Raw genomic sequence first — 13,628 nt, forward strand, 5'->3', positions numbered from 1 at the left:
GGTGGGGCGGGACCAGGTGTGGCGGGGTTCGCCGTCGGTCTTGGGACGGCGGGCCCGGGCGGTCCAGCGGGAGGGGTCGGTGGTGGGGCGGGTGGGCTGGCGGGTGGTGTCGCCGATGATGAAGTGGGCGTGGCGCCAGAGGTTGGCCTTCTTGACCTCGGTGGTGAGGTCGGCGAGGGTCGTGCGCAGGAGGGTCTCGGCGGGGGAGGTGACCTTGTAGGCCACCGCCACCGGGACGTCCTCGGGGAAGCCCGCGGTGCGCAGGACCTCGGCGAGGTCGGCGGCGCGGGCGGCGGGGGCGTGCACGACCAGGGTGCGGCCGGGGGTGGCGACGGCGCGGGCGGCGTCGACGCCCTCGACCAGGGACAGGGTGTCGGCGCCGGGTTCGAGCAGGGGGGCGCCGACGGCGGCGGCGGTGGCCGAGATCGGGGAGACGCCGGGGACGACCTCGACGTCGAGGCCCAGCCGCTCGCAGGTCTCGCGCTGCTCGCGCAGGTCGGCCGACAGGGCGGGGTCGCCCGGCACCAGGCGCACGGCGCGGGCGAGGCGGCTGCCCACGCGGCGGTGCAGGTCCAGCAGCTCCTCGTCGGACAACCGGGTCAGGTCCACCAGGTCGGCGTCGTCGCGGGTGTGCGCGCGCAGCCACACCGGGTCGACCAGCACCGGGGAGAACAGGACCACGTCCGCCGCGGCGAGGCGGTCGGCGCCGCGCAGGGTCATCAGGTCGGCCGCACCGGGCCCGGCTCCCACGAAGCTCACCACACCGCGCATGCGCTGACCGTATCGCCTGCCCGGGTGCCCGCCGGGCACCGGCCCGGTGACAGACTCCCAGCCGTGAACCCCGACGAACCCCTCCCCGGCGAGCAGGCCCTGGCGTGGCTCGACGCGCACGCCGAGGAGCGCAGGCGCGCGGGGCTGGCCAGGCAGCTGCGCCCGCGCGCGCCCGGGTCCGACCTGCTCGACCTGGCGGGCAACGACTACCTGGGGCTGGCCAGGGACAAGCGGGTCGGCGGCGCCGCCGCGGCCGCGACCCTGCGCTGGGGCACCGGGGCCACCGGGTCGCGGCTGGTCACCGGCAGCACCGAGCTGCACAGCGAGCTGGAGTTCGAGCTGGCCCGGTTCTGCGGGGTGCAGGCGGCGCTGGTGTTCTCCTCCGGCTTCACCGCCAACCTCGCCGCCGTGACCGCGCTGTCCGGGCGGAACTGCTCCATCGTCACCGACGCGAACATCCACGCCTCGCTCATCGACGGGTGCAGGCTCTCCCGCGCGGAGCTGGCCGTGGTGGCGCACAAGGACGTCGCCGCCGCCACCCGCGCGCTGGCGAGCAAGCGCACCGAGCGGGCCGTCTACGTCACCGACTCGGTGTTCAGCGTGGACGGCGACATCGCCCCGCTGCCCGAGCTGCACGCGGCGTGCCGGGCGCACGGCGCCGCGCTCATCGTCGACGACGCGCACGGCCTCGGCGTGCTCGGCGAAGGGGGGCGCGGCGCGGTGCACGCGGCCGGGCTCGCGGGCGAGCCGGACGTGGTCACGACGGTGACCCTGTCGAAGTCCCTGGGCGCCCAGGGCGGCGCGGTGCTGGGGCCGCGCAAGGTGATCCGGCACCTGGTGGACAACGCGCGCAGCTTCATCTTCGACACCGGCCTGGCGCCGGGCAGCGCGGCGGCGGCGCTGAGCGCGCTGACCGTCCTCAAGGAGGAGCCCGAGCGCGCGGAGAAGGTGCTCACCAACGCGATGACGCTGTCGGTGCGGCTGCGTGAGGCGGGGTTGCAGGTCGGGGAACCGGCGTCGGCGGTCGTGTCGGTGCGGGCGCCCAGCGCCGAGGCGGCGCTGACGTGGTCGGAGGACTGCCGCTCCGCCGGGGTGTGGGTGGGCTGCTTCCGCCCGCCGTCGGTGCCGGACTCGGTGTCGCGCCTGCGGTTGACCGCGCGCGCGGACCTGTCCGAGGCCGACATCGACCGCGCGGTCGAGGTCATCACCAAGACCGCGCCGTAACCGGGAAAACCGGGTGCCCGCCGACCGGCGCCCCGGGACAATCCGGCCGTGGACAATCCAGCCGTGGACGACTACCTGTCGGTGAACCGGGCCAACTGGGACGAGCGCGCGCCTGCGCACGCCAAGGCGCAGAGCTATGGCGTGGCGCGCTACCGCGCGGACCCCGACCACCTCAGCGACGTGGTGCGCTTCGACCGCGAGCTGCTCGGGGACGTCAGCGGGCTGCGCGGGGTGCACTTGCAGTGCCACATCGGCACGGACACGCTGTCGCTGCACCGGTTGGGCGCGCGGATGAGCGGGCTGGACTTCTCCGCCGCCTCACTGGCCGAGGCGCGCTCCCTGGCGGCGTCGACCGGGGCGGACATCGACTACCACGAGTCCGACGTCTACTCCGCGCTCGACGTGCTGGAGCCGGGCGGCTACGACCTCGTCTACACCGGGGTCGGCGCGCTGTGCTGGCTGCCGTCCATCGAGCGGTGGGCGGACGTCGTCGCGGGCCTGCTGCGGCCCGGCGGGCGGCTGTTCGTGCGCGACGGGCACCCGGTGCTGTACTCGCTGGACGAGACGCGGGAGCCGCTGACGCCCCGCTTCCCCTACTTCGAGCGGGCGGAACCGCTGGTGTGGGAGGAGGCGGGCACCTACGCCGACGCCGACTCCCGCTTCGAGCACACCACCACGCACAGCTGGAACCACGGCCTCGGGGAGACGGTGACGGCCCTGCTGGACCGCGGGTTCCAGCTCACCCGGCTCGTCGAGCACCGCTCGGCGCCGTGGGAGGCGCTGCCCGGGCACATGGTGCTCGACGACGTGCCGGTGCTGGGCGGGGCGGTGCCCGAGTGGCGGCTGCGGGACGAGCGGGACCGCATCCCGCTGACCTTCACCGCGGCGGCGGTCAGGCCGTAGCGGGCCTGCGCATGCGGACGTGCATGATGCCGTCCTCCTCGAACGGCTCGCCGTCGGTCTCGTAGCCGAAGCGGGCGTAGAGGCCCTTGGCCTGCACCTGCGCGTCCAGCACGCTCGGGTCGGCGCCGACGAGGTCGACCGCCGCGGCCATGAGCATGCCGCCGAGGCCGGTGCCGCGGGCGTCGGCGGCGGTGCAGACCCGGGTGACGCGGCGGGTGCCGCCGGGCGCGCCCAGCACGCGCAGGCAGCCCAGCACCCGCTCGGCGGGCTGCCACCACACGTGCACGGCGTCGTCGTCGAGGTCGCGGCCGTCGATCTCCGGGTAGAAGCACCGCTGCTCCAGGACGAACACCTCGAACCGCAGCCGGAGCAGGTCGTGGACCTGGCGGCCGGTCAGCTCCGGACCGGGTACTACGCGCAACGTCACGTGGGCAGGAATACCACAGGCGCGGCCGTCACAGCTGGGCCGCGACCAGGGGCGCCACGGCGGTGACGCGGGTGTAGACGCCCGGCTTGCCCGGCTGCGCGCACCCCTCGCCCCAGGACGCCACGCCCGCGAGGCGCCCGGCGACCACCAGCGGGCCGCCGGAGTCGCCCTGGCAGGTGTCCACGCCGCCCTGCGGGAGTCCGGCGCAGACCATCGTGGTGGGGGCGAACTCGCCGTAGGACTGGGCGCACGACGCGTCGGCGGCGACCGGGACCTGCGCGCCGAGCAGGTAGCGGGAGGGTTCGCCGCCCTCGGTGGTGCGGCCCCAGCCCAGGACGGTGGCGGGGGTGCCCGGGGCGTAGGTCGCGGGGTCGGTGGCCAGCGGCAGCGGCGCGTAGGGCAGCTGCTCGTCGAGGGTCAGCACGGCGATGTCGTCGCCCTGCGACACGTCGGTGTAGCCGGGGTGGACCCACTCGGCGGCGATCCGGGACACCGTGCCGCGCGGGCTGTACTTGTCCTCGCGGCCGGACACGACCCGCACCTGCTCGGCGGGGTACGCGACGGCGCAGTGCGCGGCGGTGACCACCTTGCTCGGGGCGACGAGGGTGCCGCCGCAGAACTGGAAGCCGTCAGTGGAGGCGAGGAACACCACGTACGGGTGCTGCTCGATGGACACCCGCTGCCCACCCACCACGCGCGCCGTCGCGCCGCCGGTCTGGGCGGCGTCGGCGGTGAACGGCGACACCAGCGCGGCGATGGCGGCGACGAGGACCGCGAGGGCTGCGACGGCGCCGAGGACCCGGCGCGTGGTGGGGCTCATCACTGACTCCCGTGCGTGCGAAAACGATTGCCTTCCGCGACACCCTATGCCGCTGAGCCACTGATCCATTACGCACAGTTGTCGCTCGACCGGGTGGTCCTTGGCCGGTGGTGCATCCTGGAGCCGTGCGCCGCCGCCTGATCACCGCCCTGCTCGCCCTGCTCCCGCTGGCCGCCTGCACCACCCCGGAGCAGCAGCGGGCGGCCCAGCCGACGACCGGACCCGGTGGCGGCGCGACCGCTTCGTCCGCTTCACCCGTTCCGACGACCACCACACCGGTCACGACCCCGCCGACCACGCCCGCGCCCCCGACGACCCGGCCGTTCTCGACGCCGTGGGTCGTCGGCGCCACCCCGCTGCCGCTGCGCCCGGACGGCTTCGGGCAGGTGCTGCCGACGCCCGCGGTGCTGGCCGACCGGGCGCTGCCCACCCGCGACCTGCTGCCCCCGCCGGTGGGCGACCGCTACGCCGCGACGATCGACCCGGTGCCCGACGCGGTCATCGCCCGCAGCACGTGGACGCCCGCCTGCCCGGTCACCCGCGCGCAGCTGCGGTACCTGACGATGTCGTTCTGGGGCTTCGACGGCCGGGCGCACACCGGCGAGATGATCGTGAACGCCACCGCGGCCCAGGGCGTCACCCGGGTGTTCGGCACGCTGTTCGCCGAGCGGTTCCCCCTTGAGGAGATGCGGGTGACCGCGGCGGCGGAGCTGGACGCGGCGCCCACCGGCGACGGCAACAACACCGGCGCCTTCGTCTGCCGCAAGGGGACGAAGCTGTCGAGCTGGTCGGCGCACGCCTACGGCCTCGCGCTGGACGTCAACCCGTTCTGCAACCCCTACACCAAGGGCGACCTGGTGCTGCCCGAGCTGGCGTCGGCCTACGTGGACCGCCGCGACCGCCGCCCCGGGATGGTGCTCGCGGGCGACGCGACCGTGCGGGCGTTCGCCGCGATCGGGTGGTCGTGGGGCGGGGACTGGTCCTCGCCCAAGGACATCCAGCACTTCACCGCCACGGGCCGCTGAGCCCGCGGGTACCGGGGTCCTAGTTGCCGCTCGCGTCCTTGCCGCCGAAGCCGCGGAAGACCCTGCCCGCCGCGCCGGAGACGGTGCCGCCGACGTTGTTGAGGATCTTCACCAGCGGGTCCACGCTGGAGTCGAAGGACTCCTTGTAGGACCTCGCCGCCGAGCGCAGGTCGTCGGTGAAGCTCGCGGCGGGGGCCTCGTCGTCGCGGCGCGGGTAGTCGCCGGTGAGGATGGCCCGGTACTCCTCGGAGGCGGCCCAGCGCTGGAGCTGGCTGGCGCGCACCACGGCGAACGGGTGGCTGGCGAAGACGACGTTGCGCAGCTTGTGGATGCTGTCGCGGACGTCGTCGACCTCCTCGTACTCGCGCGCCTGGGCCAGGAAGGACGGGATGTCGACCTGCCCGAGGTCGGTGGCGCCCGCCAGGTAGAGGTGGGTGCGCAGCGCGGCGGCCGGGTCCTGGGAGGCCAGCAGGCCCGCCCGGTCCGCGGTCAGCTCCGCCTTGCGGAACCACTCGCGCAGCGCGGCGATGACCGCGGCCAGCCCGAGCACGCCCGCCGGGATGAACGACACCGTCTTCTGCAGGTTGAGCAGCCGGTCGAGCAGGGTGCGCAGGACCGAGTGCCCGGACAGCACGTGGCCCATCTCGTGCCCGAGGACGAACCGCAGCGCCTCGGTGTCGAGCAGTTCCACCAGGCCCGTGCTGAGCACGATGAACGGCTCGTCGATGCCGACGGTGAGCGCCTGCACCTCCGGCTGGCGGTGGACGTACACGGCGGGCACGACGTCGAGGTCGAGCACCTCGGCGACCTCGTGGCGCAACCGGTCGATCTTGGGGTACTGCTTCTCACCCACCCGCACCATCGACGCGGTGGCCATCAGCCGCTCCCCGCGCTCGCTGAACAGGCCCGCGGCGCCCTTGAGCACCTCACCGACCCCGGGCACGGCCCGCAGCGCGGCCATGGCCCCGCGGTCGGCCGGGTGCTCGTAGGCGCGCGGGCTGATCCGCGCGAACCGCACCCGCGTCGACGACTGCGAGACCTCGTCCCCGCCGTCGGCCCGCTCGCTGGCGTTGTCGCTCACTGGTCAGTCCTCCCTCGGTTTCCGCACGGCCCACAGTAGGCGCGCCCGCCGACGCCGTGGGGCGTCCGTCCACAACCCCAGGGTCTTCTCAGGGTTGTCCCCAGGGCGCGCGGCCATCACGCGCGGATGCCGCCCCGCGACTAGATTCGCGCTCGGACCACGTCACCACCAGGAAGGCACCCCATGAGCCTCGACCGCCCGGTCGCGCCCGACCCCTACGAGCTGCTGCCCGCCGCGGCGTCGTTCACCGTCACCTCCGGCGACGCCCGCGACGGGGAGAAGCTCGACCTCAAGCACGTCCACGACTCCGCGGGCGGGCAGAACACCTCCCCCGCGCTGTCCTGGAGCGGGGCGCCGGAGGGCACCAAGAGCTACGTCGTGACCTGCTTCGACCCGGACGCGCCGATCCCCGGCGGGTTCTGGCACTGGGTCGCGGTGAACATCCCGGCGGGCACCACCGAGCTGCCCGCGGGCGCGGGGGCGGGCGACGACTCGCTGCCGGGCGGGGCGTTCCACGTGCGCAACGACATGGGCAGGCAGGCCTACGACGGGTCGGCGCCGCCGCAGGGCGACCAGGACCACCGGTACTACTTCGTCGTGCACGCCGTGGACGTCGAGGAGCTGGAGGTCGACGGGAGCACCAGCCCCGCGGTGGTCAGCTTCAACCTGGCGTTCCACACCCTCGGCCGGGCGGTCCTCACCCCGACGTTCCGGCACTGAGCCCGGCCGCCGGGCCCGGCGGGAATGCCGGGGCCTGCCGATGCGGTTGGATGGGACTGTGCGATTCGACCTGGTGATCATCGGTACCGGCTCCGGCAACTCGCTGCTCGACCCGCGGTTCGCGGGCCTGCGGGTCGCGATCGTCGAGCGGGGGACCTTCGGCGGCACCTGCCTCAACGTCGGCTGCATCCCGACGAAGATGTTCGTGCACACCGCCGACCTGGCCAGGACGCCCGCCACGTCGGGGCGGCTCGGCGTCGACGAGACCCTCGACGGGGTGCGCTGGCCGCAGATCCGCGACCGCGTGTTCGGGCGGATCGACCCGATCGCCGAGGGCGGGCGCGAGTACCGCACCCACCACCCCGACAACGCGCACGTGACCGTCTTCCAGGGCACCGCGCGGTTCACCGGCGAGCGCACGCTGGAGGTCACCCCGAACGACGGCTCCGCGCCGCGGACGATCACCGCCGAGCGGGTCGTGCTGGCCAACGGCGGTCGCGTGGTGGTGCCGGAGATCTCCGGCCTGGACGAGGTCGAGTACCACACCAGCGACACCGTCATGCGGCTGCCGGAGCTGCCCGAGCGGATGGTCATCGTGGGCGGCGGGTTCATCGCCGCCGAGTTCGCCCACGTCTTCTCCGCCTACGGCGTGCAGGTCACCGTCGTCGTCCGCGGCCAGCGCCTGCTGCGCAAGGAGGACGCCGACGTCAGCGCCCGGTTCACCGAGCTGGCCAAGGACCGCTGGGACGTGCGCACCGGCCGCACGGTCGCGCGCGTGGCCAAGTCCGGCACGGGCGTCGAGGTCACCCTGGACGACGGGTCGGTGCTGGACGCGGGCGTGCTGCTGCTGGCCACCGGTCGCACCCCCAACTCCGACACGCTCGACCCGGCCGCGGGCGGGGTGGAGGTCGACGAGCAGGGGTACGTCGTGGTCGACGAGTACCAGCGCACCACGGCCGAGGGCGTGTGGGCGCTGGGCGACGTCTGCTCCCCCTACGAGCTCAAGCACGTCGCCAACCACGAGGCCCGCGTGGTGCAGCACAACCTGCTGCACCCGGACGACCTGGTGGCCGCCGACCACCGGTTCGTGCCGCACGCGGTGTTCACCTCGCCGCAGATCGCGGGCGTGGGGCTGACCGAGGCCGAGGCCACCGAGCGGGGGCTGCGGTTCGTCACCAAGACCCAGGCCTACGGCGACATCGCCTACGGCTGGGCGATGGAGGACCAGACCGGGTTCGCCAAGCTGATCGCCGACCCGGCCACCGGGCAGCTGCTCGGCGCGCACATCATCGGCCCGCAGGCGCCCACCCTGCTCCAGCCGATCATCCAGGCGATGAGCTTCGGCCTGGGCGTGCGGGAGATGGCGCGCGGCCAGTACTGGATCCACCCGGCCATGCCGGAGCTGATCGAGAACGCGCTCCTGGGCCTCGAACTGGACTGACCCCCCGCGCGCGGCCCGGGGGCGTCGCTACACGGTGCGGTCGCGGCCCGCGGCGACGCCGAAGGTGAACTGGCCCGCGATGATGACGAGCACGAACACCAGCGAGGCCGACCAGCCGCCGGTCAGGCCGTGCAGGAAGCCGAATCCGAACGGGCCGAGCGCGCCGACGAGGTAGCCGATGCTCTGCGCCATCGCCGAGAGGGCCGCGGTGTCCTCAGGGGTGGCCGTGCGCAGCGAGATCACGACCACGGCCAGCGAGAACACGCTCATCCCGACGCCGACCAGCACCGCCCACAGCAGCGGGACCGCGGCGGGCGCCAGCCACAGCCCGAGCACGCCGAGGCCCCCGACGGCGCTCATCGCGCCGATCCACCTGGACTGGTCCTTCGCCCGGGCGGCGATCGGCGGCACGAGCAGGCTCACCGGGACACCCACCGTGCTGGTGATCGCGAGCAGCACCCCGCCCGCGTCCCGGGACAGCCCCGCGTCCACGAACAGCTGCGGCATCCACCCCATGACCGTGTAGGCGACCAGCGCCTGCAAGCCGAAGAACGCCGTCACCACCCACGCGAGCCTGCTGCGCAGCAGCGAGCGCCGGGGTTCGACCTGCCGCACCTGCTCGCCCACCTCGGCGTGCCGCGCGGACACCGCCCACAGCAGCAGGGCGGCGGCGCTGAGCACCGCCCACGCGGCCAGGGCGCCGCGCCAGTCCAGCCAGCGCTCGAGCGGGGAGGTGGCGGCCGCGCCGAGCCCGCCGCCCGCGGCCAGCGCGGCGGTGTAGACGCCGGTGACCAGGCCGACCCGGTCCGGGAACGCCGCCTTGATGACCACCGGCAGCAGCACGTTGCCCAGGGCGATGCCCGAGCAGGCGATGAGCGTGCCGCCGAGCACCACGACCGGCCCGTCGACCACGCGCAGCAGCAGGCCCGCGGTGAGCACGGCCATGGCGGCGCCGACCGCGCGGGCCATGCCCAGGCCGCGGTTGACCCGGGGCGCGAGGACACCGGCCAGGCCGAAGCACACCGAGGGGACAGCGGTGAGCAGGCTCGCCCACGCCTGGGACGCGCCCAGCGACCCGCGCACCTCCCCGAGCACGGCGGCCAGGCTGGTCACCGCCGGGCGCAGGTTCGCCGCGGCCAGCGCGACCCCCACGACCAGCAGCGGAGTGCCCACCAACGCGGTGTTGCGACGTTCGGCACGTGTTCGGGGGACTGATCGCCCGCTTTGCGACAAGGTGGTCATGGCACTCTTGACCTCTCGGTGGTCCGCGCGGGGCAGCGCTGACCCCCGCCGCCGCAGTATGGCAAACATGGGATGATTGAACGGAAGGATGGCGCTGTGCCGTTGGCCACTACCCGCCGCTCCGGCCTCGTCGACCAGGTGATCGAGCAGATGCGCTCGGCCATCTCCAGCGGTGAGTGGCGGGTGGGCGGTCGGATCCCGACCGAACCCGAGCTCGTCGCCGCGCTCGGCGTCGGCCGCAACACCGTGCGCGAGGCGGTGCGCGCGCTCGCGCACGCGGGCCTGCTGGAGGTGCGCCAGGGCGACGGCACCTTCGTCCGCGCCACCAGCGAGTTCTCCGGGGCGGTGCGCAGGCTCGCGGGCACCGAGCTGCGCGACGTGCTGCGGGTGCGCCGCATCCTGGAGGTCGAGGGCGCCAGGATGGCCGCGGCGCACCGCACCGAGGCCGACCTGGCCGAGCTGACCGAGCTGCTGGCCACCCGCGACCGGACCATGTCGGCCAAGGACTGGGCCGCCGGGGTCGACGACGACGCCGCGTTCCACATCGCCGTCGTCCGCTGCTCGCACAACGCCCTGCTCGCCGAGCTCTACCAGGGGCTCACCGAGGTGGTCCGCGCGTCGGTGGCCAGCACGGTCGACACCCACCCGGCCGCGCAGCTGGTCGACCACGGCGGCCTGCTCGACGCCATCCGCGACGGCGACGCCGACCGCGCCGCGGCCGAGGCGGGCGGCTTCCTCGACGAGCTCATCGCAGGCTTGGGCGAGGACACCCCGCAGGACACCGCGCCCGCGCAGTCCGCGCAGCCGGTGGAGCAGGACTAGGCGCGGGCCGACCGACCAACCGACCAGCCGGTCAGGGGGCGCCGGGCGGCACGAACGGCAGGCCCGGCTCGGCGCCCGAGTCGAGCAGGCGCAGCAGGGCGCCGGTGTCGAGGTGGTCGGCCACCAGGTCGCCCAGCAGGTCCAGCTGAGCGGCCCTGGCCGCGGCGAAGGACACCCCGCCCGCGACGGTGAACCCGTCGCGGCCCGCGCGCTCGGCCGCCCACCGCAGCACCGCCGCGCGCACGGCGTCGCCCTCCAGCAGCCCGTGCCAGTGCGTGCCGAGCACGGCACCGGCCACCGCGCCCTCCGCGCCGCCGCCCGCCAGCTCGACCAGGCCGGGGGCGCCGCTGCGCACCACGCGGCCGTGGTGGATCTCGTAGCCGGTGGCGGGGGCGCCGAACACCGTCCCGGTGGGCCGGGCGAGCACCTTCTCCGCGCCGAACTCGATGTCCACGTCGAGCAGGCCCAGGCCGTCGACGGCACCGGCGGCGGACTCCACCTCGTCGTCGATGCGCCGGGCGAGCATCTGGAAGCCGCCGCAGACGCCCAGCACGGGCAGCCCCCGGCGGGCGTGCGCCAGCACGGCGTCGGCCAGCCCGGTGCGGCGCAGCCAGTCCAGGTCGGCCACGGTGGACTTGGACCCGGGCAGCACCACCAGGTCCGCGTCGGACAGCCGCGACGGCTCGGTGACGAACCGGACCGACACCCCCGGCTCGCAGGCCAGCGCCTCGACGTCGGTGGCGTTGGAGATGCGCGGCAGCCGCACCACCGCCACCCGCAGCCACTGCTCCCCCACCGGCGGCGCGGGCCTGCCCACCACCCCGTCGGCGGTGTAGGACAGCGAGTCCTCCGCGTCGAGCCACAGCTCCTCGCGCCAGGGCAGCACGCCGAGCACCGGCCTGCCGGTGAGCCCGCGCAGCTGGCGCAGGCCGGGGTCGAGCAGGGCGGGGTCGCCGCGGAACTTGTTCACCACGAACCCGGCCACCAGCGCCTGGTCGGCGGCGTCGAGCAGGGCCAGGGTGCCGAACAGGTGCGCGAACACCCCGCCGCGGTCGATGTCGCCGACGACGAGCACCGGCAGGCCGGCGGCCCTGGCCAGGCCCATGTTGGCGATGTCGGTGGCGCGCAGGTTGATCTCGGTGGGCGAGCCCGCGCCCTCGCAGACCACGGCCTCGTAGTCGGCGCGCAGGCCCGCGAGGGTGTCGAGCACGGTCGTCATCAGCTCGGCCTTGCGGTCGCGGTAGGACAGCGCGCTGGTGACGCCCACCGGCTTGCCGAGCACGACGACCTGGGAGGTGCGGTCGGAGCCCGGCTTGAGCAGCACCGGGTTGAACCGCACCGACGGCTCCAGCCCGCACGCCGCCGCCTGCAGCGCCTGGGCCCGCCCGATCTCGCCCCCGTCGGGGGTGACCGCGGAGTTGTTGGACATGTTCTGCGCCTTGAACGGCGCCACCCGCACCCCCCGGCGGGCCAGCCACCGGCAGATGCCCGCGACGAGCACGCTCTTGCCCGCGTCCGACGTCGTGCCCGCGACCAGCAGCGATCCGGCCATCGGCGCATCAGCTCCCCTCGTGTCGGCCCGGGCTGCCATCATCCCGGTCATGCCCGTCGCCCCGGTCACCGCCGTCCTGGTGCACTCCCCGCTGCTGGGCCCGGCGACCCTGCGGCCGCTGGCCGCGGCGCTGACCGGGCTCGGCCACCCGCCGGTGCTGCTGGACCTGCTGCCCAGCGTGGCCGAGCCGCCGGTGCACCAGCGGCTCATCGGTGGGTTCGCCGACGCGGTGTCCGACGCGGGCCTGGGCGGGCCGCTGGTGCTCGTGGGCCACGGCGGGGCCGGGCCGCTGCTGCCCGCCTTCGCCGAGGAGCTGGAGGACTTCGAGGTCCGGGCGCTGGTCTACCTCGACGCCGAGCTGCCCACCCCGGGCCGCAGCGTGCGCGAGCTGGACCCGGCCCGCTACGCCGCGGCCAAGGCCGACGAGCGCCGCTGGGGCGAGGCGCTGGCCGCGCTGGTGCCCGAGGGGCCGCTGCGCCAGGAGGTCCTCGACGAGCTGCCCGGGGTCTCCCCCGCCTACCTCAAGGAGGCCCGGCCCACCGCGCTGTGGTCGGGACCCGCGGCCTACCTGTCGCTGTCCACCCCGCGGGTCGCGGCGGCGGTGCGGGAGCTCGGGTGGCCCGCCTGGGACCTCGGGCTGCACCACCTGGCGTGCGCGACCCACCCGGAGCCGGTCGCGCACGCCCTGCTGGGGGTGCTGGCCGCGCTCAGGGCAGGGTGAGGATCTCCGCGCCGGACTCGGTCACCAGGACCGTGTGCTCGAACTGGGCGGTCCAGGTCTTGTCCCGGGTGGTGACGGTCCAGCCGTCCTCCCACATGTCCCACTCGATGCCGCCCAGGGTGATCATGGGCTCGATCGTGAAGGTCATCCCGGTCTCGATCTCGGTGCGCACGGTGGTGTCCTCGTAGTGCAGGACCACCAGCCCGCTGTGGAACGAGCGGCCGATGCCGTGGCCGGTGAAGTCGCGCACCACCCCGTAGCCGAAGCGCCGGGCGTAGGACTCGATCACCCGGCCGATGACGTTGAACTGGCGGCCGGGGCGCACGGCCTTGATCGCGCGCATGGTGGCCTCGTGGGTGCGCTCGACGAGCAGCCGCTTGTCCTCGGCCACCTCGCCCGCGAGGAAGGTGGCGTTGGTGTCGCCGTGCACGCCGCCGATGAACGCGGTGACGTCGATGTTGACGATGTCGCCGTCGTCGATGACCGTGGAGTCCGGGATGCCGTGGCAGATCACCTCGTTGAGCGAGACGCAGCACGACTTGGGGAAGGCGCGGTAGCCCAGCGTCGAGGGGTAGGCCCGGTGGTCGAGCAGGAACTCGTGCACCACCGCGTCGACCTCGTCGGTGGTCGCGCCCGGCTTGACGGCCTCGCCACCGGCCTGCAGCGCCTGCGCCGCGATCCGCCCGGCGACGCGCATCGCCTCGACGACCTCCGGCGGCTGCACGTGCGGGTCGGTGTTCTTGCGGGGGGCGGGCTTGTCCACGTACTCCGGGCGGGCGATCGAGGACGGCACGGCGCGGCGGGGTGACTGGACTCCCGGGGTCAGCGGGGCGCGGACGGACATGCCCTCCACACTACGTCGTCACCCCCGCGCCGGGT

At 74.7% G+C, this 13,628-nt stretch carries 14 protein-coding genes; 7 read left to right on the forward strand and 7 right to left on the reverse strand.

What is annotated here, in order from left to right:
* Window positions 1-771: cobalt-precorrin-4/precorrin-4 C(11)-methyltransferase (locus BJP25_RS20250; RefSeq protein WP_075976576.1), on the reverse strand; the 771-nt coding region annotated here is incomplete at its 3' end.
* 63 nt (window positions 772-834) lie between these two features.
* On the opposite strand from BJP25_RS20250, the gene BJP25_RS20255 reads away from it, so the two are divergent.
* A complete protein-coding gene (locus BJP25_RS20255; protein WP_075976577.1) occupies window positions 835-1,995 on the forward strand; it encodes an 8-amino-7-oxononanoate synthase in 1,161 nt (386 codons plus the stop codon).
* Between the two features lie 48 nt (window positions 1,996-2,043).
* Complete coding sequence (locus BJP25_RS20260) at window positions 2,044-2,898, forward strand: class I SAM-dependent methyltransferase (RefSeq protein ID WP_456318648.1); 855 nt, start codon at window positions 2,044-2,046, stop codon at window positions 2,896-2,898.
* Here BJP25_RS20260 and BJP25_RS20265 read toward each other — a convergent pair.
* Both BJP25_RS20265 and BJP25_RS20270 read right to left on the reverse strand, forming a co-directional pair.
* Window positions 2,888-3,325 carry a GNAT family N-acetyltransferase gene (locus tag BJP25_RS20265; protein ID WP_075976579.1) on the reverse strand — a complete coding sequence of 146 codons (438 nt, stop codon included), beginning with the start codon at window positions 3,323-3,325 and terminating at the stop codon, window positions 2,888-2,890. The two genes, BJP25_RS20260 and BJP25_RS20265, sit on opposite strands and share 11 nt — an antisense overlap.
* Window positions 3,326-3,353: 28 nt before the next feature.
* The gene (locus tag BJP25_RS20270; protein ID WP_075976580.1) at window positions 3,354-4,145 is read right to left on the reverse strand and encodes a S1 family peptidase; all 792 of its coding nucleotides are present in this window, start codon (window positions 4,143-4,145) and stop codon (window positions 3,354-3,356) included.
* Between the two features lie 125 nt (window positions 4,146-4,270).
* On the opposite strand from BJP25_RS20270, the gene BJP25_RS20275 reads away from it, so the two are divergent.
* Window positions 4,271-5,170: a M15 family metallopeptidase gene (locus tag BJP25_RS20275; RefSeq protein WP_233158175.1), complete on the forward strand. Its 900-nt coding sequence runs from the start codon at window positions 4,271-4,273 to the stop codon at window positions 5,168-5,170.
* A 19-nt stretch (window positions 5,171-5,189) separates the two neighbouring features.
* Here BJP25_RS20275 and BJP25_RS20280 read toward each other — a convergent pair whose 3' ends face one another.
* Entirely contained in the window at window positions 5,190-6,251 is a 1,062-nt protein-coding gene (locus BJP25_RS20280; RefSeq protein ID WP_075976581.1) for a M48 family metallopeptidase, read from the reverse strand.
* A 183-nt stretch (window positions 6,252-6,434) separates the two neighbouring features.
* Between BJP25_RS20280 and BJP25_RS20285 the strand changes: the two genes are divergently transcribed.
* Both BJP25_RS20285 and BJP25_RS20290 read left to right on the forward strand, forming a co-directional pair.
* A complete protein-coding gene (locus tag BJP25_RS20285) occupies window positions 6,435-6,971 on the forward strand; it encodes a YbhB/YbcL family Raf kinase inhibitor-like protein (RefSeq protein ID WP_075976582.1) in 537 nt (178 codons plus the stop codon).
* Between the two features lie 58 nt (window positions 6,972-7,029).
* Entirely contained in the window at window positions 7,030-8,412 is a 1,383-nt protein-coding gene (locus BJP25_RS20290; protein WP_233158176.1) for a mycothione reductase, read from the forward strand.
* Window positions 8,413-8,439: 27 nt separating this feature from the next.
* On the opposite strand, the gene BJP25_RS20295 is transcribed toward BJP25_RS20290, so the two are convergent.
* Window positions 8,440-9,585, reverse strand: a complete 1,146-nt coding sequence (locus BJP25_RS20295; RefSeq protein ID WP_233158177.1) for an MFS transporter — start codon at window positions 9,583-9,585, stop codon at window positions 8,440-8,442.
* 165 nt (window positions 9,586-9,750) lie between these two features.
* Between BJP25_RS20295 and BJP25_RS20300 the strand changes: the two genes are divergently transcribed.
* Window positions 9,751-10,476: a FadR/GntR family transcriptional regulator gene (locus BJP25_RS20300; protein WP_075976585.1), complete on the forward strand. Its 726-nt coding sequence runs from the start codon at window positions 9,751-9,753 to the stop codon at window positions 10,474-10,476.
* 31 nt (window positions 10,477-10,507) lie between these two features.
* On the opposite strand, the gene BJP25_RS20305 is transcribed toward BJP25_RS20300, so the two are convergent.
* Window positions 10,508-12,028, reverse strand: a complete 1,521-nt coding sequence (locus tag BJP25_RS20305) for a cobyric acid synthase (RefSeq protein ID WP_075976586.1) — start codon at window positions 12,026-12,028, stop codon at window positions 10,508-10,510.
* 49 nt (window positions 12,029-12,077) lie between these two features.
* Between BJP25_RS20305 and BJP25_RS20310 the strand changes: the two genes are divergently transcribed.
* A complete protein-coding gene (locus BJP25_RS20310) occupies window positions 12,078-12,749 on the forward strand; it encodes a hypothetical protein (protein ID WP_075976729.1) in 672 nt (223 codons plus the stop codon).
* On the opposite strand, the gene map is transcribed toward BJP25_RS20310, so the two are convergent.
* The gene (map, locus tag BJP25_RS20315; protein ID WP_075976728.1) at window positions 12,736-13,593 is read right to left on the reverse strand and encodes a type I methionyl aminopeptidase; all 858 of its coding nucleotides are present in this window, start codon (window positions 13,591-13,593) and stop codon (window positions 12,736-12,738) included. The two genes, BJP25_RS20310 and map, sit on opposite strands and share 14 nt — an antisense overlap.
* Between the last annotated feature and the right edge of the window lie 35 nt (window positions 13,594-13,628).

It is taken from the genome of Actinokineospora bangkokensis (assembly GCF_001940455.1).
Lineage (GTDB): Bacteria > Actinomycetota > Actinomycetes > Mycobacteriales > Pseudonocardiaceae > Actinokineospora > Actinokineospora bangkokensis.